The 23,006-nt window shown below is 67.1% G+C and carries 23 protein-coding genes and 1 pseudogene; 20 read left to right on the top strand and 4 right to left on the bottom strand.

Translation table 11 applies throughout. From position 1 onward, the window contains the following. Window positions 1-65: 65 nt before the first annotated feature. Window positions 66-1,214 carry an iron-containing alcohol dehydrogenase gene (locus OJF58_RS18150; protein WP_300779117.1) on the bottom strand — a complete coding sequence of 383 codons (1,149 nt, stop codon included), beginning with the start codon at window positions 1,212-1,214 and terminating at the stop codon, window positions 66-68. Between the two features lie 57 nt (window positions 1,215-1,271). On the opposite strand from OJF58_RS18150, the gene OJF58_RS18145 reads away from it, so the two are divergent. The 3 genes from OJF58_RS18145 to OJF58_RS18135 all read left to right on the top strand — a co-directional run bounded on the left by OJF58_RS18145 (window position 1,272) and on the right by OJF58_RS18135 (window position 3,859). Next, window positions 1,272-1,757 carry a GNAT family N-acetyltransferase gene (locus OJF58_RS18145; protein ID WP_300779116.1) on the top strand — a complete coding sequence of 162 codons (486 nt, stop codon included), beginning with the start codon at window positions 1,272-1,274 and terminating at the stop codon, window positions 1,755-1,757. Between the two features lie 12 nt (window positions 1,758-1,769). After that, entirely contained in the window at window positions 1,770-2,822 is a 1,053-nt protein-coding gene (locus OJF58_RS18140) for a TauD/TfdA family dioxygenase (RefSeq protein WP_300779115.1), read from the top strand. A gap of 140 nt (window positions 2,823-2,962) precedes the next feature. Then, window positions 2,963-3,859 (top strand): energy transducer TonB, encoded by an 897-nt coding sequence (locus OJF58_RS18135; protein WP_300779114.1) that lies wholly within the window; start codon window positions 2,963-2,965, stop codon window positions 3,857-3,859. Here OJF58_RS18135 and OJF58_RS18130 read toward each other — a convergent pair. Continuing rightward, a complete protein-coding gene (locus OJF58_RS18130) occupies window positions 3,825-4,757 on the bottom strand; it encodes a LysR family transcriptional regulator (RefSeq protein WP_300779113.1) in 933 nt (310 codons plus the stop codon). The two genes, OJF58_RS18135 and OJF58_RS18130, sit on opposite strands and share 35 nt — an antisense overlap. Before the next feature lie 71 nt (window positions 4,758-4,828). Here OJF58_RS18130 and OJF58_RS18125 point away from each other — a divergent pair, with 71 nt between their 5' ends. From OJF58_RS18125 to OJF58_RS18070, 12 genes and pseudogenes are all read left to right on the top strand, one after another. Further along, on the top strand, window positions 4,829-8,413 hold the full coding sequence (locus OJF58_RS18125; protein ID WP_300779112.1) for an ABC transporter ATP-binding protein: 3,585 nt from the start codon (window positions 4,829-4,831) through the stop codon (window positions 8,411-8,413). Window positions 8,414-8,512: 99 nt separating this feature from the next. Then, window positions 8,513-9,436, top strand: a complete 924-nt coding sequence (locus OJF58_RS18120) for a LysR family transcriptional regulator (RefSeq protein ID WP_300779111.1) — start codon at window positions 8,513-8,515, stop codon at window positions 9,434-9,436. A 7-nt stretch (window positions 9,437-9,443) separates the two neighbouring features. Further along, window positions 9,444-9,590 (top strand): hypothetical protein, encoded by a 147-nt coding sequence (locus tag OJF58_RS18115; RefSeq protein ID WP_300779110.1) that lies wholly within the window; start codon window positions 9,444-9,446, stop codon window positions 9,588-9,590. An 84-nt stretch (window positions 9,591-9,674) separates the two neighbouring features. Beyond that, window positions 9,675-10,060 (top strand): annotated as a pseudogene (locus tag OJF58_RS18110) (VOC family protein). A 119-nt stretch (window positions 10,061-10,179) separates the two neighbouring features. Further along, the gene (locus OJF58_RS18105; RefSeq protein ID WP_300785317.1) at window positions 10,180-10,884 is read left to right on the top strand and encodes a glutaredoxin domain-containing protein; all 705 of its coding nucleotides are present in this window, start codon (window positions 10,180-10,182) and stop codon (window positions 10,882-10,884) included. Between the two features lie 71 nt (window positions 10,885-10,955). Next, window positions 10,956-11,330 (top strand): hypothetical protein, encoded by a 375-nt coding sequence (locus OJF58_RS18100; protein ID WP_300779109.1) that lies wholly within the window; start codon window positions 10,956-10,958, stop codon window positions 11,328-11,330. Window positions 11,331-11,388: 58 nt separating this feature from the next. Beyond that, window positions 11,389-11,652, top strand: a complete 264-nt coding sequence (locus tag OJF58_RS18095; protein WP_300779108.1) for a hypothetical protein — start codon at window positions 11,389-11,391, stop codon at window positions 11,650-11,652. A gap of 79 nt (window positions 11,653-11,731) precedes the next feature. Next, window positions 11,732-12,784, top strand: a complete 1,053-nt coding sequence (locus tag OJF58_RS18090; RefSeq protein ID WP_300779107.1) for a phosphotransferase — start codon at window positions 11,732-11,734, stop codon at window positions 12,782-12,784. 86 nt (window positions 12,785-12,870) lie between these two features. After that, the gene (locus tag OJF58_RS18085) at window positions 12,871-13,620 is read left to right on the top strand and encodes an alpha/beta fold hydrolase (protein ID WP_300779106.1); all 750 of its coding nucleotides are present in this window, start codon (window positions 12,871-12,873) and stop codon (window positions 13,618-13,620) included. Between the two features lie 120 nt (window positions 13,621-13,740). Beyond that, window positions 13,741-14,442, top strand: a complete 702-nt coding sequence (locus OJF58_RS18080) for a hypothetical protein (protein ID WP_300779105.1) — start codon at window positions 13,741-13,743, stop codon at window positions 14,440-14,442. 34 nt (window positions 14,443-14,476) lie between these two features. Then, a complete protein-coding gene (locus OJF58_RS18075) occupies window positions 14,477-14,806 on the top strand; it encodes a DUF3175 domain-containing protein (RefSeq protein WP_300779104.1) in 330 nt (109 codons plus the stop codon). 77 nt (window positions 14,807-14,883) lie between these two features. Next, entirely contained in the window at window positions 14,884-15,609 is a 726-nt protein-coding gene (locus OJF58_RS18070; RefSeq protein WP_300779103.1) for a glutathione S-transferase N-terminal domain-containing protein, read from the top strand. Between the two features lie 184 nt (window positions 15,610-15,793). Here OJF58_RS18070 and OJF58_RS18065 read toward each other — a convergent pair whose 3' ends face one another. Further along, window positions 15,794-17,224: an MFS transporter gene (locus OJF58_RS18065; protein ID WP_300779102.1), complete on the bottom strand. Its 1,431-nt coding sequence runs from the start codon at window positions 17,222-17,224 to the stop codon at window positions 15,794-15,796. 135 nt (window positions 17,225-17,359) lie between these two features. On the opposite strand from OJF58_RS18065, the gene OJF58_RS18060 reads away from it, so the two are divergent. The 3 genes from OJF58_RS18060 to OJF58_RS18050 all read left to right on the top strand — a co-directional run bounded on the left by OJF58_RS18060 (window position 17,360) and on the right by OJF58_RS18050 (window position 19,916). Beyond that, a complete protein-coding gene (locus OJF58_RS18060) occupies window positions 17,360-18,634 on the top strand; it encodes an MFS transporter (protein WP_300779101.1) in 1,275 nt (424 codons plus the stop codon). Window positions 18,635-18,646: 12 nt separating this feature from the next. Further along, window positions 18,647-19,207 carry a VOC family protein gene (locus OJF58_RS18055; protein ID WP_300779100.1) on the top strand — a complete coding sequence of 187 codons (561 nt, stop codon included), beginning with the start codon at window positions 18,647-18,649 and terminating at the stop codon, window positions 19,205-19,207. Window positions 19,208-19,331: 124 nt separating this feature from the next. After that, window positions 19,332-19,916, top strand: coding sequence for a glutathione S-transferase family protein (locus OJF58_RS18050; protein WP_300779099.1), 585 nt, complete (start codon window positions 19,332-19,334; stop codon window positions 19,914-19,916). Here OJF58_RS18050 and OJF58_RS18045 read toward each other — a convergent pair. Further along, a complete protein-coding gene (locus tag OJF58_RS18045; protein ID WP_300779098.1) occupies window positions 19,898-20,482 on the bottom strand; it encodes a hypothetical protein in 585 nt (194 codons plus the stop codon). The genes OJF58_RS18050 and OJF58_RS18045 overlap by 19 nt on opposite strands. A gap of 167 nt (window positions 20,483-20,649) precedes the next feature. On the opposite strand from OJF58_RS18045, the gene OJF58_RS18040 reads away from it, so the two are divergent. Together OJF58_RS18040 and OJF58_RS18035 are read left to right on the top strand one after the other, a co-directional pair. Then, window positions 20,650-21,465, top strand: coding sequence for a response regulator transcription factor (locus OJF58_RS18040; RefSeq protein WP_300779097.1), 816 nt, complete (start codon window positions 20,650-20,652; stop codon window positions 21,463-21,465). Between the two features lie 121 nt (window positions 21,466-21,586). Then, complete coding sequence (locus tag OJF58_RS18035; protein ID WP_300779096.1) at window positions 21,587-22,975, top strand: HAMP domain-containing sensor histidine kinase; 1,389 nt, start codon at window positions 21,587-21,589, stop codon at window positions 22,973-22,975. Window positions 22,976-23,006 lie beyond the last annotated feature (31 nt).

Raw genomic sequence — 23,006 nt, 5'->3', positions numbered from 1 at the left:
CACGGACCGCGAGCTTCCAGCTCGCCCACGATCATGAGCGCGCAAGACGCGCGCGGTCCAGAAGACTAGCCCCAGCTCTGCTCGATCAGCTCGACATACTGCGCCTTGGTCGGCTGGCGCGGCGTCGAGAGATGGCAGTGGTCGCCGAGCGCGCCGTCGGCGATCTGCTCGACCTCGTCCTGCCGGAGCCCCATCGCGCCCAGCCCCCTGGGGATGCCGAGCCGCTCGTTCAGCGCCGCAACGGCATTGGCCACGCCCTCGGCGGTGCCCTCGCGTTCGGGCAGGCCGAGCACCTGGGCCACTTTCCTGTACTTCTCGCCGACCGCCGGCGCGTTGAAGCGCAGCACCGCCGGCAGGTAGGCCGCGTTCAGCGTGCCGTGATGCAGCCGATGCCCCTTCAGCCCGCCCGTCGGGTGACTCAGCGCATGCACGGCGCCCAGCCCCTTCTGGAACACCATGGCGCCTTCCATCGCCGCCATCGCCATGTTGAAGCGCGCCTCGCGGTCCTGCCCGTCCCGGGTCGCCCGCTCGACATAGCGCCACGCCTTGTCGAGCCCGTCGAGCGCGATGCCGTCGGCCGGCGGGTTGTAGGCGTTGGACAGGAAGCATTCGATGTTGTGCGTGAAGGCGTCCATGCCGGTGCCCGCCGTGAGATGCGGTGGCAGGCCCAGCGTCAGCTCGGGATCGATTAGCGCCAGCTTTGGAATGAGGTGCGGGCTGCCGATCGCGAGCTTGCGGCCGGAATCCATGATGATGACGCCGCCGCGGCTCACCTCGCTGCCGGTGCCCGAGGTGGTCGGGATGGCGACGATCGGCGCCACCTTCGAGGTGATCTTCGTCGCGCCGCCTTCGACCATCGCATAGGGCTGCAGCGAATTGCCGGGATGCGTCGCCATCAGCGCCACGCCCTTGGCGAGATCCATCGGCGAGCCGCCGCCGATGGCGATGATGCCATCGCAGCCCTCGTCCTTGTAGATCTTGAGGGCGTCGCGCATGGCGGCCTCGGTCGGATTCTCGGGCGTGCCGTCGTAGAGCGCGATCGGCATGTTGCCGGGCAGCTTCTCCTTCACCTTGGCCCACAGGCCGGCGGCGATGATACCCTTGTCTGTGACGATCAGCGGTCGGCGGATGCCGAGGAGCTGCAGCTCCTGCTCCAGAAGCTTCAGCGCGCCGAACTCGAACTGGATGCGGGTGAGATAGGTGATGAGCGCCATATCCTTCCTCTCGTCTTTCCTTTCGCTCTCGCGGCGAGCCTACGCGAGAAGCGGACGATGAGCGACCCTCTTGTCCTGCGGCCCGCGACGGCGGCCGACGCGTCGGCGCTGGCCGCGACCATCGCCGCTGCATTCGCCCAATACCGGGGCAAGCTCGTGCCGGAGTCCGGCGCTTTCCGCGAAACGGCGGAAAGCATTGCCGTAGAGTTCGCCAGGGGCGCGAGCGCGATCGTCGCTGAGCGGAACGGCGAGACCCTGGGCTGCGTCATGACCAGGGTCGTGGATGGCGACCTCTATTTCGGCCGGCTGGCGGTCGTGCCCCAAGCGCGCGGTCTGGGCCTCGCCCGGCGCCTGGTCGCTGCTGTAGAGGCCGATGCCCGGGCGCGTGGGTTGGCCGGCGTCAGGCTCGGCGTACGCGTGGTGCTCGCGGACAACCAGCGGCTCTTCGGATCGCTGGGCTATGTCGAGGTCGGGCGCGAGGCGCATCCCGGCTTCGACTATCCGACCTCGATCAATATGAGGAAGCCGCTCGTCGGAATGTGATAGGTTTGGTCCATGACCCGCTCACCTCTCACCGGCCCCTCCGTCTGGCAGGGCAAGGACATCAAGGATTCCAAACGCTGGATCCGGAACCTGCCGGCCGGCGCGGTTGCCGAGTTCGACGCTGCGCTGAAGGCGGTCAAGGACCATCCGTGGCGGGAGATCACGCGCGCCGACTTTCCGGTGTCGACGCTGCGGCCGCTCCTCGACGACATCGCCGACGAGCTGGAGAACGGTTGCGGCATCGTGAAGCTGCGCGGCTTTCCGGTCGATCGCTACGACGAGGACGACCTGCGCCGCCTTTATTTCGGCTTCGGCAGCCATCTCGGCATGCCGGTGTTCCAGAACCGCAGCGGCGAGCTGATGCGCGCCATCCGCGACGAGGGCGCGCATGTCGGCCGCACCTATGGCCAGGTCCAGGACGAGCGGAAAGGCACGACCTTCCTGTCGTCCTACGCCCGCACGCTCACCAACGGCGGCCTGCGCTTCCACACCGACCGCACCGACGTCGTCGGCCTCCTCTGCGTGCGTCAGGCGCGCCAGGGCGGCGTCAGCACCCTCGCCTCCACGCCCGCCATCCACAACGCGATCCTGGCGCGCCGGCCCGATCTTCTGGAAGTGCTGTTCCAGGATTTCTGGCGCAGCCGCTTCGGCGAGGAAGGCACGACCAAGGAGACTGCCTATCCGCTGCCGATCTTCGGCTTGCGCGATGGCAAGTTCACCTCGCACTATTCGCTCACCTTCATCGAGGCCGCGCAGATGGCGCCCGGGGTGCCGAAGCTCACGACCGCGCAGAAGGAAGCGATCGACGTGCTGATGCAGACCGCGCAGGAGCTCTGTTTCGAGATGACGCTCGAACCCGGCGACCTGCAGCTCATCAACAGCCACGTCACCTACCACGGCCGCACGCCGTTCGAGGACGACGCCACCTCCGGCCACGACCGCCTGCTGCTGCGCCTCTGGCTCTCCATGCCCAACAACCGCGCACTGCCGCAGGGCCACGAGATCCTGTGGCGCAACATCGAGGCGGGTCAGCTCCGCGGCGGCATCCAGCAGGTCGTGATGTAGTTGTTTGGGAAACGGTGTCAGCAGATGGCACCGTTGTCCTCTTTCTACACACCATGAGCGCCGCTGGAGTGGCACAATCATGTGCTCTTGCCAGCGGGAACGTGATGGCCCAAGTCCTTGGACAAGGGATCGGAACCATCGTGGCCGACGTCAGCGCTTCGCTTCCCACCTTTCGCACTGGCCGCATGCCGCCGGCGGCGCTGATGCTGGCGGTCCTGTTGCATGGTCTGGTGGCGCTGGGGCTGTGGGGCCTCTCGCTGCGCGAGCCTCGCCTCACCCTGCCGCGAGCGCCCATCGACGTTACCTTCGAGCAGCCGAAGGCCAAGCCGCCGCCTCCGCCACCGACTGTGACGCCGAAGGCGCGCCCCGCACCGCCCGACATGCCGGGCCTGGCTCCGCCGGCGGAAATCACGGCCGACAAGCCGAGCCAGGTCCCGTCGCGAGCCAGGGAAGCGCGGCAGGCGCTCGCACCGGAGCGGCCACTGCTCGAGCAGGCCGTGCCGCCACCGCAAGCGGAGGTAACGGCGCCGCCGACCTTCGAACCGCTGCAGGCGGCACGACCGGCGCCCTCTCGCCAGGCGCACATATCGTCGGTGCCGGCGCCTGCCCAACCCGCCCGGCCGGCCCAGGAACCGCAATTCCGACCCTCGCCGCTGACCCAGGCGCCACGGCGGCAGCCCCCTGCCATTGCCAGCCGCGAAGCGCCGACCCCGTCGCCCTTCGTCAATCCCGCGGACACCTACAATCGCGCGCGCGTCGCGGACAACTACCTCTGGCAAGTCGTGCGCAAGCTCGCGGGATATCACTACGAGGCCCAGGCGAGCGTCCAGGAAGGCACGACCGTCCTGCGCATCGTCATCGCCCGCGACGGACGGCTGCTCGATGTCGCGGTCGCCCGATCGAGCGGCTTTGCGGCGCTCGACAGAGGCGTCGTGGCCGGCGTGCGCGCCGGCGCGCCCTACGCACCGCTGCCGCCGGACATCCACGGCGACAGCGCCACCTTCACCTTGCCCCTGGTCTCGATACGTCGCCAGTGAAGCTGTTGCGCGGCGACCTTCCCTCCAGCACCGCGCGCTCGCGCTGGAAGAGGTCGACCACGGCGTCCATGGCAGCGCGCATGCGCGGCAGCGCGCGCAGGTCGCGATGGACGAGCAGCCACTGGTCGGCAAAGACCTCGGCGATCACGCCGCCCATGCGCTGCAGGCCCGGATCGGGATCGCCGAGATAACAGGGCAGGATCGCGAAGCCCGCGCCCGCCCGCACTGCCTCGTGCAGCACCAGCCAGTTGTTGCCGCGCACGGCAGGACGCGTCCCGTCCAGCCGATCGGCGAGCCAGCGCTGGCCGGGCATGTAGGCATGGTCGTCGTCGAAGGCGACCCACGGCACGGCCTTCATCGTCGCCGGCCCGAGCCGCGCCACCGCGAGCGCGGGATGAGCATAGATCGCGTAGGCGACCCGCCCGAGCTTGCGCGCGACGATGTCGCCGAGGTCGGGCACCTGCTCGCGAATCAAGAGGTCGGCCTCGCGCCGGGAGAGATTGGCAAGCGTGTGGCTTGCCACCAGCTCGAACTCGATCTCGGCCAGCTGCCTTCGCAGCTCGGGCAGGTGGCGTGCCAGCAGGGCCGACATCGCCTCGCCGGCGGAGAGCCGCACGACGCCGCGCACTGTGTCGCTCAATCCTGCGCTGCGCCGGTCGATCGAAAGCGCAGCACGCTCCATCGCTTCGGTGTCGCCCAGCAGCTCCTCGCCGGCCGAGGTCGGCACGAAGCGGTCCGGCAGCCGCTCGAACAGACGCGCGCCGATCTGCCTCTCGAGCGCCGCGACGCGCCGCGCCACGGTGGGATGGCTGACGCCCAGCGCCTTGGCGGCGGTCGTCAGCGTGCCCTCGCGGGCCAGCGTGAGGAAGATCCGGAGGTCGTCCCAACTGGGCGTCATGTACAGATTTGTACAGCCGTTTTTCCCTTTTGTGGACTGACGAATGTGGATGTTCGCCCTAGCATCGCGCCATGCATATCGAACCGCGCCTTCTTGTCTTCACCAGGGGCGTCCGCGGCCGCATCGCGGCGGCGGTCGCGGTCGGCCTCTTGTCGGTCGGGCTGGGCGTCGCCCGGCTGGGTCTGCTGGGCTGGCTGATCGGCCAGGTGTTCGCCGGTGTGCCGGCTTCCGCGCTGATGTTGCCCATCCTGCTGATCGCGCTGGTGATGGTGCTGCGCGGCGCGGCCGAGCACTGGCGCGCCGTGGTCGCGCACGAGACCGCGGCGCGGGTGCAGAAGCGCCTGCGCCGCGTGATCTACGACAAGATCGCGAGCCTGGGACCCGGCACGGTCGGCCGCCAGCGCTCGGGCGGGCTCACGCTCTCGCTGATCGACGGCGTCGAGCAGCTCGAGACCTATTTCGGCCAGTTCCTGCCGCAGTTCCTGGTCGCGCTGCTCTCGCCGCTGCTGATCTTCGCGGTGGTCGCCTTCATCGACCTGCCGGTGGCGCTGGTCATGCTGGCGGCAGCCATCGTCGCGCTGTTCGCGCCCGCGCTCTGGCACAAGTGGGACGTGGCCAACTCGGGACGGCGTCAGAAAAGCTATGCGAGCTTCGCCGCCGAGTTCCTGGACTCGATCCAGGGCCTCGCAACGCTGAAGGCGTTCGGCCAGGGCAAGGCGCGCGCCGACAAGCTCGAGATCGAGGCGCGCGATCTCTTCCGCAGCACCATGTGGGTGCTGGCCACCAACACGCTGGCGCGCGGCATCACCGACACCGCGATCGCCTGCGGGGCCGCCGCCGCCCTCATCTATGGCGCGGTGCGCGTCGAGTCGGGCGCGATGGCGCTCGCCTCGCTGCTGGTCATCCTGATGCTGGGTGTGGAAATCTTCCGGCCGATGCGCGAGCTGCGCACCGTCCTGCATCAGGGCATGGTGGGACTCTCGGCGGCGCAGGGCATCTACCACATCCTCGACGACCGGCCGGCCGTCGCCGACGTCTCGCCGCGGCCGCTGGACAAAGCCATCGCCCCGGTCATCGCCTTCGAGGACGTGCGCTTCGCCTATCCCGGCACGCGGCGCACGATCCACGACGGCCTTTCCTTCCGCGCCGCGGCGGGCGAGCGGCTGGGCATCGTCGGCCCGTCGGGCGGCGGCAAGTCCTCGGTCGTGCGGCTGCTGCTGCGCTTCTACGACCCCGACGAGGGCCGCATCACGCTGGGCGGCCATGATCTGCGTACGCTCTCCTTCGAGCAAATCCGTTCGCTGATCTCGGTGGTCAACCAGGACACTTTCCTGTTCCACGGCACGGTCGAGGAGAATATTCGCCTCGGCCGGCCCAGCGCGACGCAGCAAGAACTCGAGCAAGCCGCACGCGCCGCCAACATCCATGACTTCATCGAGAGCCTGCCGCAGGGCTACCGGACGGTGATCGGCGAGAAGGGCATCAAGCTCTCCGGCGGCCAGCGCCAGCGCCTCGCCATCGCCCGGGCGCTGCTGCGCGACACGCCGATCCTGGTGCTCGACGAGGCGCTCTCCGCGGTCGATGCCGAGAACGAGGCGGTGATCCAGGAAGCGCTCGACCGCCTGATGCAGGGCCGGACGACGCTGATCCTCGCGCATCGCCTGTCCAGCGTGATCGACTGCGACCGTATCCTGGTGCTCGATGGCGGCCGTGTCGCCGAGGAAGGCCGGCACGATTTCCTGATGGCGCGCGGCGGGGTCTATGCGACGCTGATGGCGGAACAGGCTCAGGGCTCTTCGGGACTGCGGGCTTCCAGCCCACTCATGCGCGCGCAGGATGCGCGCGGTCCGAAAGACACCGAGTCCCGCCTCCCCGCCTCCGCTCCCACCGAAGGCATCATCAAGGCCGAGGGGCTCACCTGGTACCAGGTGGTCGCGAACCTGATGAAGGTCATCCTGCCGTGGAAGGGCAAGCTCGCCGCCACCTTCACCTTCGGCGTGCTGCGGGTGCTGGCCTTCATCGGCGTGGGCGTGCTGTCGGCGCTGATCGTGCTGGCGCTGAAGCATCGTGAGCCCTTCAACAACCTCGCGATCGCGCTTGCGATCGTGGCGCCGCTGTCGGGCGTGCTGCACTGGCTCGAATCGTGGCTGGCGCACGACATGGCCTTCCGGCTGCTGGCTGAGATGCGCATCGATGCCTTCCGCAAGCTCGAGGCGCTGGCGCCGGCCTATCTCGTGCGCCGCCGCACCGGTGACCTGATGGCGCTCGCCACGCACGACATCGAGCTGGTCGAGTATTTCTTCGCCCATACGGTGGCGCCCGCCTTCGTGGCCATCCTCGTGCCGGCCGTCGTGATCGTCGTGCTGGCCTCGGCGAGCGGCTGGCTCGCGCTCGCGCTGCTGCCGTTCCTGCTCGCGGTGGGGCTCAGCCCCTTCCTGATGCGCAAGCGCGTCGATCGTCTCGGCTCGCAGGCACGGGAAGCGGCCGGCGAGCTCGGCGCCTTCGCCGTCGACTCCGTGCAGGGGCTGGGCGAGATCGTGGCCTTCCAGCAGGAGAGCCGGCGCGGCGATCGCCTGAACGAGCTTACGCAGCGGCATATCGACCTGCGCCTGCCGTTCTTCCGCGAGCTCACCCTGCAGCACAGCCTGCTCGAGGTGATGACGGGCCTGGGCGGCCTCGCCGTGGTCGTGACCGGCGCCATCCTCTCCACCGGGGGGGCGGTCGATCCCGGCCTGCTGCCGCTTCTCACCATCCTCGCCATGGCGGCCTTCCTGCCGGTGTCGGAGATCGCCCAGATCGGCCGCCAGCTCGCCGACACGCTGGGCGCCACCCGGCGCGTCTATGCGCTGGCCAACGAGCCGATCCCGGTGCGCGATGGCCCGGGCGTGCCGCCGAGGAGGGGAGCCGCGTCGCTCGCGCTGGAGCGCGTGAGCTTCACCTACCCCGGCCAGAATCGCCGCGCGCTCGCCGACGTGAGCTTCACCATCCCCGCCGGCAAGACGGTGGCCCTGGTCGGCACGTCGGGCGCAGGCAAGACGACCACGGCGCAGCTCCTGATGCGCTTCTGGGATCCCGAGCAGGGCCGCATCACGCTGAACGGCGCCGATCTCAGGGACTACAGGCTCGACGAGCTGCGCCGGCTGATCGCGCTCGTGGCGCAGGACACCTATCTTTTCAACGACACGCTGCGCGCCAACATCCTGATCGCCCGCCCGGACGCCTCGGAGGCCGAGTTGCAAGCCGCAATCGAGCATGCCTCGCTCGCCGAGCTGGTGGCGACGCTGCCCGACGGCCTCGATTCGCCGGTGGGCGAGCGCGGCATGAGTCTCAGCGGCGGCCAGCGTCAGCGCGTCGCCATCGCCCGCGCCTTCCTGAAGGACGCGCCGATCCTGGTGCTCGACGAGGCGACCTCGCATCTCGACGCGGTGAACGAGCAGGCGGTGCGCCGCGCGCTCGATCTCCTGCAGGCCGACCGCACCACCATCGTCATCGCCCATCGGCTCTCGACGGTGCGCGGCGCCGACCTCATCGTGGTGCTGGACGAGGGCCGCGTCGCCGAGACCGGCACGCATGCCTCGCTGCTGGCGAAAGGCGGTCTCTATGCCCGCCTCGTCTCCCGCCAGCTCGCCGTCGCCTACGCACCGGCCGCCTCGTGACGCCTGCAGCCTGCTCCTGGATTTCGGCGGTCGCGCGCCTCGGGCAAACTTTGTATATTAATATTCCTTTTCTGCCTTATGCAGATCATAAGGAATACTTTGAGACCGCGCAACCTCAACCTCGATCATCTCGACACCTTCACCCAGGTGATCGAGCTCGGCAGCTTTTCGGCCACGGCGGACCGGCTCAACCTCACCCAGCCGGCGGTGAGCCTGCAGATCCGCCAGCTCGAGAAGCGGCTGGGCGTGCGGCTGATCGAGCGGGTGGGCAAGCGCGCGACGCCGACGCCGGCCGGCGCCGAGCTGCTGCTGCATGCGCGCCGCATCTTCGAGGCGACGACGGCGGCGCACGACGCGATCGCACCCTACGTCGAGGGCTCGATCAGCCGCGTACGCATCGGCACGGGCGCCACGGCCTGCATCCATTTCCTGCCGCCGGTGCTGCGTGAGCTGCGGCGCCAGTTCACCTCGCTGGAGGTGATCGTCAACACCGGCAACTCGGTCGACATCCTGAAGCAGGTCGAGGAGAACACGCTCGATCTCGGCCTGGTGACGCTACCGGCTCCCGGCCGCATGTTCGAGGTGACGCCGCTGTTCGACGACGAGTTCGTGGTGCTGTCGCCGCGCAAGGGCGGCATGCTGCCCAAGGCGGTGACGCCCGCCGTGCTGGCGCGCCATCCGATCGTGCTGCACGAAGCGGGCTCGCAGACGCGGCGCATCGTCGACGACTGGTTTGCCGAGGCCGGCTTCCTGGTGAAGCCCGCCATGGAGCTGGACAGCGTCGAGGCGATCAAGGAACTGGTCGGCGCGGGGCTCGGCTGCGGCGTCGTCCCGCGCATGGCCGTCGACGGCGCCTACAAGGCCTCCAACCTCCTGGTGCAGTCGCTTTCACCCAGGCTGTCGCGCAAGATCGGGCTGGTGATGCGCCGCGACAAGCCGCTGCACCGCGGCCTGCGCGAAACCGTGTCGGCGCTGCGCCGCGCCGCCTCCGGCTTCAGCGAGGGCAAGTGCGTGCGCGCCTAGCCGCATCGTGCAGAATGCCTATCTCGGCGCCTCGCCGCTCTCACGCCGCCGCCGGCTCGACACGCTGCGCGGGCTCGACGATCGCCTGCTGCGCGACATCGGTGTTGCCGCGAGGCGGCGCACACCGGCGGCCGATGGGTCGATACGGTCTTGATGCAACGCAGCCTTCGCGCATCATGACGTTCCGGACCGAAGCACGCCGCGTCGGAGCAGAAGCCAAAGAAAGGGAAGCATCGTCATGTTCAGCCATGTCACAGTCGGCAGCAACGACATCCCCCCCGCGCGAAGCGTTTCTACGACGGCGTCACGGCCGCGCTGCGGCTGGTGCGCCATGCCGATTATCCGGAGGCGGTGGCTTACGGTCGGTCGGACGGGCGGCCGCAGCTCTGGATCGTGCGGCCGCTCGACAAGAAGGCGGCGACGGCCGGCAACGGCATCACGATCGGCCTCGAGGCATCCGACCGCACAGCGGTCGACAAGGCCCATGCGGCGGCCATGGCCGCCGGCGGCCGCGATGAAGGCCAGCCCGGCCTGCGCACGCACTATCATCCGAACTATTACGGCGCCTATGTGCGCGATCCCGACGGCAACAAGGTCTGCATCGTCTGTCACAAGCCGGCGTGAGAGACTTGTTGGAATGCATCGCGGGGCGTAGGCTCGGCGCGCATGCCAATGGAGGCTCGATGTCGGCTGAGACCAATCTCCCGCTGAAGGTGTTCTGGCAGCCCGGTTGAACGAGCTGCCTGAGACTCAAGGAGTTTCTATCGGTCCGTGGGATCGACTTCGTTTCGGTGAATGTGCTTGAAGACCCGGAAGGCATGGCCGAGCTGCAACGACTCGGCGTGCGCTCGGTGCCGGTGCTCGCCCGCGGGACCAAATTCACGTTCGGCCAGAGCACCAAGCAAATCGTCGACTTCCTCGGCCTGAACGAGAATTCAGGCCCGCAGCTTTCGACGAAGGAGCTGGCCGAGCGGGTCGACAAGTTCATGGGCGCAGCGCTGGAGCTGATCCCGCTCATGCCCTACGACCGCCTCGGCACCCACGTCCCTGGGCGGCCGCGCAGCTACCGCACCCTCGCCTTCCATCTCTTCCGGGTGGTCGACGCCTTCCTGGGCGCCAACCGGGGAATAAAGCTGGTCCAGACCATGTTCCGCGAGGAGCCCGCGGCCGATGCCGACGCCGCGACGCTGGTCGCCTATGGAGTGAAGGTGCGTCGACATTTCGCCGACTGGTGGGCGGAAGGCGACATCTCGCCCGGCAAGATGCTCGACACCTATTACGGTCCGCAGTCGCTGCACGAGCTGATGGAGCGCACGACCTGGCACTGCGGCCAGCACGTCCGGCAATACATGATGCTGCTGGACAAGGAAGGCATCGTGCATGGAACGCCGCTGGCAGTGGCCGACTTCGCGAAGCTGCCGATGCCGCAAAACGTCTGGGACGGCTGAAACTCAGGAAACTTCTGGCCCTCTGCAGCGTTATGTGCGCAGGAATAACCTCGCAGCCCGGAGGACTATCCATGCGCGCCAACGGTCTAGCCGCTTCCACCAACAAGGATCTGGTCAAGGAAATCAATGCCTTGAAGGCGCAGCTCAAGAAGCTGTCGGCGGCGATGGAAAGCGAGACCAGTGACGGTGCAAGTCGCGTGCTGGGCGCCGTCGAGAGCAAGAGCAAGCAGGCGATCGACGCCGTGATCGAGGCCGCGCAGAACTTCATCGACGAGTATGGCGAGACCGCCCGCGACCGCATGGACGCGCTGGCCAAGAGGTCGGCCGAGCTGCGCGAGAAGGCGTCCGACTCGCTGATCGAGACGGTCCAGGAGCGGCCGTTCGGCACGCTCGCCGCCATCGCCGGCATCGGCTTCCTCGCGGGGTACCTTTGTCGGCGGCACTAGTCCGGCCGCGGCAAGGCCAGCCTCCCGTAGCGCCCCCTCGCCGGGGGCGCTTTCCACGATGATCGGCCCCCTTCTCCGCCTCGCCACCAGCGCCATCGCCGCCCGCAACCTGCGTGACGCGGCGACCGACGCGCTGACGCGCGCGCTGTTCGTCGTCGCCGCCTTCGCCGGCGGCGTGTTCGCCTTGGTCTGCTTCACGCAAGCAGCCTTCGCGGTGCTCGAGCGCGAGGTCGATCCGGCCGGGGCCTGGGCGATCATCGGCGGCTTCTATGCCCTGCTCGGCGTCGCGCTCTATTTCGCAGCCACGCGCCGCCGCCGCTAGCGCCGGCTGTTCCTCACGGCGGAGCGCAGCTCTCCTTCAAAATTGCCTTTCCTCGCGCGCGCCCTAGTGTCGGTGCGCCATGCCCATCTATGCCAAGACCGTTCCGGTCATGGAGCGCCATCGTTTCGACGTGGCCTCGCTCGACCGCTACCTGCGCGGCCATCTCGCCGGCTATCGCGGCGGGCTCGAGGTGCACCAGTTCGACTCCGGCCATTCCAACCCGACTTTCTTTTTGTCGGCCGAGATGGTGAACGGCCGGCGCGGGGACTTCGTGCTGCGCAAGAAACCGCCAGGCAAGCTCGTCGCCTCGGCACACCAGGTCGACCGCGAATTCCGCGTGATCTCGGCGCTGGCGGCGACAGACGTGCCGGTCGCGCCGGCCCATCTGCTTTGTGCCGACAAGTCGGTGATCGGCCAGATGTTCTATCTCATGAGCTGCGTGGAGGGCCGCATCCTCACCGATCCGTCGATGCCCGGCTGCACCGCCGAGGAACGGGCGGCGATCTTCGATTCCATGAACGACGTGCTGGCTCGCCTGCACAAGGTCGATCCCGTCGCGGTCGGCCTGGGCGACTACGGTCGCAGCGGCCAGTATATCGCCCGCCAGCTCTCGCGCTGGAGCCGGCAGTATGCCGAGCTCAAGACCGAGAACATCCCGGCCATGGACAAGCTGATCGCCTGGCTGCCCGAGAACATCCCGGCCGAGGATCCGACGACCATCGTCCACGGCGACTATCGGCTGGGCAACCTGATCGTCCATCCGGTCGAGCCGCGCATCGTCGCCGTGCTCGACTGGGAGCTGTCCACGCTCGGCCATCCTCTTTGCGATCTCGCCTACAACTGCATCGGCTATCATCTCGGCGAGCCGCCGCACGGCTTTGCCAACGTCGATCTCGGCAAGCTCGGCCTGCCGACCGAGGACGACTACGTGGCGGCCTACTGCCGGCGCACCGGTCGCGAGCGCATCCAGCACTGGAACTACTATCTCGCTTTCTCACTGTTCCGTCTCGCCGCCATCGCGCAAGGCGTCTACCGCCGCGGCCTTGCCGGCAATTCGTCCAATCCGGATTCGATCAAGGTGAGCAAGGCACCGCGCGAGCGCGCCGAGCTTGCCTGGAGCCTGGTCTCCTGACCGGGGCGTTCCGCGACGAGACGGGAGTTCCTTGACTCCGGTCGAGACGAATCGGTCAACTGATCGTGCGATCCGGGAGGACTGCCATGCCGATGTTCAAGCGCGCCGACGCCGAGCTCTACTACGAGGTCCATGGCCAGGGCTTTCCGGTCCTGCTCTATGCGCCGGGCGGGCTGAAGTCGCAGCTCGCCTACTGGAAAGCGAGCCCTGCCAATCCCGGCCAGCCCGCCGCCTGGATGAACCCGATGGTCGCGCTCGCCGACAAGTTCACGGTGATCGGCATGGATCAGCGCAATGCCGGCAAATCGGTCGCCGAGGTGCGACCCGACCACGGCTGGCACACTTTTGCCGACGACCATTTCGCGCTGATGGATCATCTGGGCTTCGGCAAGTTCCATGTGATGGGCGGCTGCATCGGCGGCAGCTACTGCTTCGAGGCGATCGAGCACGATCCCGCGCGCATCGCCGCCGCGGTGCTGCAGAACCCGATCGGCCTGTGGGAAAACCGCGACGTCTGGGACGCTGCCGTCAAGGGCTATGGCGAAACGGTGCGGGCGCGCGATCCGTCGATCACGCAGGAGACGATCGACGCCTTCGGCCACAACATGTTCGGCGGCGACTTCGTCTTCTCGGTGACGCGCGATTTCGTGAAGGCCTGCCGCACGCCACTCTTCCTCCAGCCCGGCACCGACAAGCCGCATCCGCCCAGGACCAGCGAGGAGATCGCCGCTCTCGCACCCGATATCGAGGTCCAGAAAGACTGGCGTGGCCCGACCCATCTGCAGGAATCGATCAAACGCGTGCGCGCTTTCCTGGATAAGAACACGCCGAAGTAGGATCGCACGGCGGCAAACTTTTGGCTCACGGAGCGCGCAGGATGCGCGGTCCAAAGAGGGATGCGTCGTTTGCGCCGTGCAGGCTGGCCTCACCGGCCGGCCTTCTGTAATGCTTCAGCCGTGAAACGCCGTAAACTTGCAACGTCGATCGCGGTGGCGCTGATCGTGCTGGGCGTGGCGATCTGGGGCGGCTATGCCGTCTACCAGGAATTCAGCCCGACCGAGAAGGCGCTCGCTGATCTGCGCCGCATGCCGCTCATGGGCCTCGCCATCGCCGACCATCCGGAATTCGAGGACCGGCTGCGCGAGGCATTGCGCGAGGAGGCGCGCAATCCCACGACCGGCGGCCCGACGCGGCCGCTGCAGATCGTGGGCGAACTGCGCCGCGACGTCATCGCGCCCGTCCTGCGCAACGCCGACGATGCGAGCGTGGTGGCGGCGATGGCCGCGCGGGTCGAGCTGGTGAAGCACCTGCAGAAGGCCGATCCACCCGCCTGCCGAGAATTCGCGATCGGCGGCATCTCGCGCCCCGACAAGCTCGATGCCGAGGGCCGGCGGCTCTTCCGCAACGTGCTGGTCGCGATGGAGGCCGCCTATCGCAGCGGCCGCAGCGGCAGTCCCCAGCCCGTCGCCTCGCGCGACAAGGTCCGCGACATGCTGCGCGAGGCGGGCTTCGCCAAGTCCGACTTCGACAAGCTCGACAATTTCGCCACGCTCTCGAACGATGCGAGCTGCGAGGTGGAGCTCAAGATCGACGCCGCGCCGCCGCTCCTGCCGGCCGACCAGCGCGGCCCCTTCTCCCGTTTCATCGTCGCACGTTAGGCAACGACCGGCCGGCGCGCAGCGTTTCTTCGTCATGGCAGCCAGACGACGCCCGTCGCGACGTCCGTCCCGCCGGTCCTCCGGGAACCGCAAATGGTCGGCGCGCGTGACGCGCACCAGCAACGCGCTCGATCTCGAAGGCGGCGTGTTCAACAAGCGCAGCGCACGCGAGATCGCAGCCTCGCTGAAGCGCTCGGCCGAACGCAGCCACCGCCGCAAGTCCGCGCCCCTGCGCTCGGCGATGTCGATGCTGACTTTCTACATCAACCGGGCCGGCAAGAACCTGCCCGCACGGCGGCGTCGCACGCTCGACAAGGCGAAGGACGAGCTGCGCAAGCTTTTCAAGGCCAAGAAGGCAGCCTGAGCGGACAGACGACTGTTCGTGGCGCTGCAGCAGCGCCGGTGTTGCGCTAAGCTCCGCCAACCGATGGAGGAGCTACCATGATCGATCTGCACTACTGGCCCACGCCCAACGGCAAGAAGGTCACCATCCTGCTGGAGGAGTGCGGCCTGCCTTACAGGATCGTCGCCGTGAACATCCAGAAGGGCGATCAGTTCGACAAGGCGTTCCTCGAGATGAATCCCAATCACCGCATGCCGGTGATGGTCGATCACGAGCCGAAAGGCGGCGGCGCACCGATCACGGTGTTCGAGTCGGGCGCGATCATGATGTACATCGCCGAGAAGGCCGGGAAGTTCTATCCGCAAGACCTGCGCACGCGCTACGACGTGAACCAGTGGGTCATGTGGCAGATGGCCAACCAGGGGCCGAAGACCGGCGAATGCGGCCACTTCCGCCGGCTCGACCAGAAGCAGCATGGCGACCAGACCTACGCGATCCGCCGCTTCACCGACGAGGTCAACCGGCTTTACGGTGTGTTGAACAACCGGCTCTATCGCCACAAGTATCTCGCGGGCGACCAGTACACGATCGCGGACATGATCTGCTATCCATGGACCGTGAACTGGAAGGGTCAGGGCCAGGACATCGAGGAATTCAAGCACTTCAAGCACTGGTTCGAGGAGATCGGCGCGCGCCCGGCCGTGCAGAAGGGCATGGCGGTCGGCAGCGACCTTTCGAGCGACGTCACCAAGCTTCCGCCCGAGGAGCAGGCCCGCATCCGCAAGCTGCTCTACAACCAGCGCGCCATCCCGGTGCCGGCTTAAGCAGAGAGCGTGCGTTCCCCCTCGCCTCTCTCCCTGACGGGCAATCCCGCCGTGTCATCCCGAGCGCAGTGAGGGATCTTTGATCGGTGTCGCAAAAGATCCTTCGCTTCGCTCCCGATGACACCGTTTCTTGCAACCGGCTTTTCGCGAAATGCGATAGCCCTGCCACGATATGGGGGGAGACTCAATCCGAGGACGACAGCGGCGGCGCCACGTCCTCGAGCGACTTGCCTTCCGCTCTTACGCCAAGCTTCAGTTCCACCAACGCCGCGACCACCATCAGGGCTGCACCGAGAGCGTAGCCCCAGACGATTCCGCCCCGTCCCTCGCCCTCGATCAGGACGCCGAACAGCCACGGTCCGCCGACGCCGCCCAAAAGCGTGCCGAAGGCGTAGAACAGAGCGATGGTGAGCGCCCGGACCTCGAGCGGGAAGCTCTCGCCTACCGTGAGGTAGGCGGCGCTCGCGGCGGCCGAGGCAAAGAAGAAGACGATGCTCCACAGGACGGTCTGGGTCGTGGCATCGAGCAGGCCGGCGCTGAACAGCCACGCGGTCGCCGCGAGCAGCAGACCGGCGATGCTGTAGGTGAGCGCGATCATCGGCTTGCGGCCGAGCGTGTCGAAGAGCGGACCGAGGAGCACCGGTCCCAGGAAATTGCCCACTGCGAAGGGCAGGATGTGCAGCCCGACGCGATCGGCGGCGACGTCGTAGAACTTGGTGAGCACCAATGCGTAGGTGAAGAAGATCGCGTTGTAGACGAAGGCTTGCGAAGCCATCAGCACGATGCCGAGCGCGGTGCGGCCGGGGTAGGCGCGCAGCAGGGTGCGCGCGACCGAGGCCATCGTCAGCCGATGGGGCGCACCGAGATGGAGCCCCGCCTTCACCGCCGGCAGCGGGCCGCCGACACTCGCCCTCACCCGCGCCTCGATCTCGTCGACGACGCGGCTCGCCTCGCCCTCCTTGCCGTGGATCATCAGCCAGCGCGGGCTCTCGGGCAGGAACTGCCGCAGATAGAGGATGACGAGACCCAGCACCGCGCCGCTGCCGAAGGCGATACGCCAGCCGAGATCGGGTCCGAACAGGTTTGGATCGAGCAGCGGCACCGACACGATCGCGCCCAGGGCCGCACCCACCCAGAAGCTGCCGTTGATCGCGAGATCGGTGCGGCCGCGCAGGCGCGCCGGGATCAACTCCTGGATCGCCGAGTTGATGGCCGAGTATTCGCCGCCGATGCCCGCCCCAGTGAGGAAGCGGAAGAACAGGAAGCTTTCGAAGTTCCACGAGAAGGCCGTCGCCGCCGTCGCCAGCAGATAAACGCCGAGCGTGACATTGAACAGCTTCTTGCGGCCGAGACGGTCGGTGAGATGGCCGAAGTAAAGAGCGCCCAGGACCGCGCCGGCGAGATAGGCACTGCCGGTGAGGCCGACCTGCTCCGCGGTCAGATGCAAGCGCGGACTGGTCTGCAATGCCGCGGCCACGGAGCCCGCCAGCGTGACCTCGAGCCCGTCGAGGATCCAGGTGATGCCGAGCGCGATCACGACCAGCCGGTGGAAGGCGCTCCAGGGCAGTCGATCGAGCCGCGCCGGAACGTCAGTGGGGATGCCTTGGAGCGCCATCGGTCGCCGACAACGCTACGCCATTGCAGACGTTGCGTCATCGTCGGCACGCGAGTCGCATCGCGCGCCCCTCGCGCAGGGCTGGTCTGCATCTGCGCGGTGGTCGAGGCGCCGGTTGCATTTTAGTATGCTAGTATGACCGACGATACGATGGCGGCCGGAGCCGCCCCTATCGCGACCGAGCGGGCGTCTCTGGCCGACCAGGCCGCGGCCGACAGCACGACCTTCGCCGTCATCCTGTCGCTCAGCTTCTGCCACCTGCTGAACGACATGATGCAGTCGCTGGTGCCGGCGATCTATCCCATCCTGAAGAGCAACTACGCGCTGTCGTTCAGCCAGGTCGGCTTCATCACGCTCGCCTTCCAGTTCACCGCGTCGATGCTGCAGCCGGTCGTCGGCATGTACACCGACAGGAAGCCCCAGCCCTACTCGCTGATGGCCGGCATGGGCTTCACGCTGGTCGGGCTGCTGATGATGTCGCGCGCGCACTCCTACCCGATGATCCTCGTCTCGGCGGCGCTGATCGGCATGGGCTCGTCGGTGTTCCATCCCGAGGCCTCGCGTGTGGCGCGCATGGCCGCCGGCGGACGCTACGGCCTCGCCCAGTCGCTGTTCCAGGTCGGCGGCAATCTCGGTCAGGCGTCGGGTCCGCTGCTGGCGGCCTTCATCGTCGTGCCGCGTGGGCAGGGAAGCATCGTCTGGTTCTGCGCCGCGGCGCTTGTCGCCATGACCGTCCTGTTCCAGGTCGGCCATTGGTATCGCGCGCGGCGCGCCGCCGGCCAACCCGCCGTCCGGGCCAAGGGAAAGATCTCCGCTGCGGCACCGCCGCACGGCCTCTCGAAGGGCCGCGTGATCGTCACGGTGGGGCTGCTGGTGATGCTGCTATTCTCCAAGAACGTCTATCAGGCAAGCCTCGGCTCCTATTACACCTTCTACCTGATCAGCAAGTTCCACCTCTCAGTGCAGGCGGCGCAGTTCTACCTCTTCGCCTTCATGATCGGCATCGTGATGGGTACGCTGATGGGCGGCTGGGTCGGCGACAAGATCGGCCGCATTCCGGTGATCTGGTTCTCGATCCTGGGTGCGCTGCCGGTGGCGCTGATCCTTCCGCATGCCAACCTGTTCTGGACCGGAGTGCTCGCGGTCACGGTCGCGATGATCATGGCCTCGGCCTTCCCCGCCATCCTGGTCTATGCGCAGGAGTTGATGCCGGGCCGGGTCGGGCTGGTCGGAGGCATGTTCTTCGGCTTCTCGTTCGGCCTGGGAGGCCTCGGCGCCGCCGCCTTGGGCAAGATCGCCGACATGACGAGCATCGACACGGTCTATCAGGTAACGCCGTTCCTGCTATGCTTGGGCCTGTTGACGGCCTTCCTGCCGCGCCAGCCGGGAAGGCCGGTGAGCATCCGCTGATGGAGGCGCCGCATGGACTCCGACACCGACCGGCTCCGCCGCCCGCTCGATAGCAGGCCTATCGCACCGTCGCTGTTCGCCCACTTCGTGCTGCGCACGGCGAACAAGAAGGCGCTGGTCGACTGGTACTGCACGGTGCTCGCTGCCCATCCGGTGTTCGAGAACGAGTACATTTCCTTCGTCACCTACGACGACGAGCACCACCGCGTCGCCTTCATCCAGATGCAGGGCCTGAAGGCGCCGCCGGACGATGCCTGCGGGCTGTCGCATGTCGCCTACAGCTTCGGCGATCTCGGCCAGCTTCTTGCGACCTATCGCCGACTGAAGGCAGAGGGCATCCTGCCGGTGCGCACCATCAACCACGGCCCGACCGTGTCGATGTATTACAAGGATCCCGACGGTAACCAGGTCGAGCTGCAGGTCGATGCCTTCCATACCAAGCAGGAAGCCGCAGCCTACTTCCGGACCGAGCCCTTCGTGCGGAATCCGATCGGCGTCCTGTTCGACGCCGACAAGATGCTGGCCGACTACGAGGCGGGCCTGCCCGAAGAGGATCTGCTGCGCCGGCGGTAGCAGAAAGGCATACCGGGGTCGCCACCACCAAGGTCAGACCCTCATGAATGAACAAGTTGGCAAGGCCGAGTGCCTGCTCTTGTTTCTTGTCAGCGGCGCACGCCGATATCCTTGGGAAACTCCAATGACCTCACTCGTCCTCTATCTCGCGCCGGGCAGCAGCTCGATGGCGGTGCACATCGCGCTGCACGAGATCGGGGTGCCGTTCGAGGCGCGGCCACTCTCGTTCGAGCGCAAGGAAACGCGCACGCCCGCCTTCCTGCAGGTCAATCCGGCCGGCAAGGTACCGACGCTCCTGGTCGACGGCCGGCCGCTGACCGAGGTCGCGGGTTGCCTCTTCTACCTCGCCAGGCGTTATCCGGAGGCGAAGCTCCTGCCCGCCGGCATCGAGGCCGAGGCTCATGCGGTGTCATGGATGTCGTTCATCGCCTCGACGCTGCATCCGGCGCGCCGCCAGGGTCTCGCCCATGCCAACGAGGTCTGGCAGATCGCCGACCGGCGGTTGGGGACGAAGGAATGGGCGCTCGACGACTACTCGATTGTCGACATGCATCTCTTCCGGCTGTTCTGGCGCATGGCGCGTTCGCTGCAGCCGCCGGCGGGCTCGCTCGGGAATCTTTTCGCGCACCATGATCGAATGATGGTCCGTCCGGCCGTGCAACGCACGATCCGAGCCGAAGCCGCCATCGGTTATGAGCTTCCACCGTAGCCGAAAGAAACTCGCCCCTGCCATTCGGGCGAAATTGTGTCAAGTGTGCCCGCACTGTGCACAATGGCGGAGGCCGTGGCCTTTTTGTGATAGCGTCGGGTTCGATGGTTGAGATGTTGCCGCAGCGCAACATTGAGACAAAACTTCGGGACCGGAAACCACCGTCGGCCTGCGGCGAGTTGGCTCGCGCCTTGCGAGTTGGCAACCGCATTGCCATTGGCAGCGTTTTCCGGAATGGCGGGCATGCGGGGAAAGAGCAACAGGATGACGAGGAAGAGTCTGTGCGTGCAGACCCTAGCGATTGGCTTGTTGCTCCTGTCGGGCTGCGACGTGGCCCGAAGCGCACGGGACGACCTCAACAGGCTCGTGTCGTCTGCTTCCTCCAAGCCGCCGGCAAAACGGCCGGCGGCAAGACCGGCTCCGGCCAAACCCGCCGCAACCCCCACGAACCAGGCAGCATCGTCGAGCCAATCGGCCACGACGGCAACGACTGCCCCCACGACGGAAAGCACGCCCGAACCGTCGAAGGAGATTGCCAGCGCTCCGCCGGTCAATCTGATCGGCAAGAGCGAGAGCGAGGTTCGCGCTCTGTTCGGCCCCCCGACCACCGTGGAGGAACGCGCGCCAGGGAAGACCTGGCGTTATCGCGAAGGGAACTGCACGCTCGACGTTCAGCTCTTCCCGGATGTCCGGACGCGCCAATTCGGAACTCTTGCTTACGAGGTTAAGAGCGATGACAACACCGATGAAGGAAATCGCGCCTGCTTGGCCCAACTCCGGGCCCACGGCCAATCCGGCGGATGACGCCGCGACGGCCGAGCGCGTTCGCCTCATCCTTGTCGATGACGACGACGATTTCCGTGAAGCGGCCTCTGCGGAATTGATGGATTTCGGCTTCGACGTCACGAGCTTTGCCGACGGCGCCGCGATGCTGGCCTCGATCGCCGAGGGCAAGATGGCCGCCGACGTGATCGTGCTGGACTGGGGTCTGCCTTCACTGGCGGGCATCGACCTGTTGCCCAGGCTCCGGCGCGAGGGCATCCTCCTGCCGGTCGTGTTCCTCACCGGCCGCACCTCTCCCAGCCACGAGAATCTCGCCTTCGACCGCGGCGCCCTCGACTTCGTCGACAAGGCACGGGGCGTGCCAATTCTCGCCAAACGCCTGCGTCTTATAGTAGAATCATCGAAGCGGCCGCGTGAGCTGACGGTCGACGAGACGCTTCACTGCGGCCGTCTGATGCTGAAACCTCGCGTCAGCCGTGCATTTTGGGATGATACCGACGTCAATTTAACTCTTACCGAATTTAACATCGTGCGGCTGCTCGCGTCGAATATCGGCCACCACGTGACCTACCGTGCGGTCTACGACTGCATGCATCACGTGGGCTTTATCGCTGGGAGCGGCGAACATGGCTATAGAACCAATGTCCGTTCATCGATCAAGCGAATACGAAACAAGTTCCGACTCGTCGATCCCAGCTTCGACGCCATCGAGAACTACCCCTCATTCGGTTACCGCTGGGGAGGCTCCTCGGCTTCCACGTCGTAGCTGGCGTGACACCGCGCGCCAGTTCGGCGCATCCCTCACCCTCAAGCTCGTCGCCCTGGTCGGCATCTTCATCGCCCTTCCCATTGTCCTCTATGGTCAGTTCGAGAGTGCCGACCGGCAGATGCGTGACCTTGTCACGCGCGCCATCCAGGATCGCAGCAAGCTGATCGGCTATGCGCTGGCGCCGGTTCTGCGCAAGACCGACGCGGCGGCGGGAGCGGCACTGAACGACGAGCTCGCGAAATACACCAGCGACGGGACGGTGCTGAAGCTGATGCTTCAGCCGCTGGCCCAGCCCGGACAGGAGCAGGCGAACGTCGGCTTCTACTTCGTCGCCTCCTCGCCCGCGATCCGGCCGGACGAAGTGGCCCCCGAGCTCGAGGAGCTCGCCCATCGCGGCATCCTGAAGCGGCTCGGCGAGGCCTGCATGTGGGAGACCTCGGACGAAATCCGCTACACCCAGCCCAACGGCAAGGTCGAACTTCTCACCTCGATCATCCCGATCAAGGCCAGGAATGGCTGCTGGGTCCTGACTTCGACACACACGACCTCGGAATTCCTCAACACCTCGATCGGCCGACCCTACTGGGAGACCCGCGCCGTACGGGTGGCCGCGATCATCTATCTGGTGCTGGCTGTGCTGGCCGTGCTGGCCGCGGTCAGCATCTGGCTCAGCCTCCGCCGCTTCCGCGACGTCGCCAACGAGATCGGTCAGGGCCGAATCGGCGACTACGCCTTCAGCCAGCGCAACGTCGTGCCCGAACTCGCGAGCGTGGCGCGCGGCTTCGACAAGCTGGTGCTCGACCTCAAGCGCCTGTCGCAGCAGATCCGCCAGTCGGCCGAGGACAATGCCCACTCGCTCAAGACGCCGATCGCCGCCATCCAGTCGTCGTTGAGCCCCGTGCGGCGCGCGGTCCCGCAGGACGACACGCGCGCCCGTCGCGCGCTCGAGATCATCGATTCCTCGCTCGCACGGCTGCTGGGCCTCGTGGTCGCCGCCCAGCGCTTCGACACCAACACCGCCGACCTGATCGAGGCGCCGCGCGTTCCCACCAACATCACCCAGATCGTGGGCGAGGCGACGCTCAATTTCCGCGAAATCATGGCCGCCAACGACATCCGCCTGATCCGCCGGCTCGACGACGACGTGTGGGTGCAGGCGGGCAAGGGCATGCTCGAGATCGTGCTCCAGAACGTGCTGGAGAACGCGACCAGCTTCTCGCCGCGCGGCGGCACCATCGTGCTTACCCTGACGCAGGGCCACCGCTGGGTCGAGCTGCAGGTCGACGACGAGGGGCCGGGCATTCCCGACGACAAGATCGAGCGCATCTTCGAGCGCTACTTTTCCTCCCGGCCCAACCGCGCCGACGGCGAGCGCCAGCCGCATTCCGGCCTTGGTCTCTGGATGGTCAGGCGCAATATCGAGGCGCTGGGCGGCCAGGTGCGCGCCACCAATCGAATCGGCGGCGGTCTCGCCATTGCCATCGTGTTGCCACGCATCGGCGAATAATGCGCCAAAGGCTTTAGTGCAAAGCACAATT

Origin of the sequence: Enhydrobacter sp. (assembly GCF_030246845.1) — a bacterium.
Classification (GTDB): domain Bacteria; phylum Pseudomonadota; class Alphaproteobacteria; order Reyranellales; family Reyranellaceae; genus Reyranella.
This window is presented reverse-complemented; position numbering and strand designations above follow the sequence as displayed.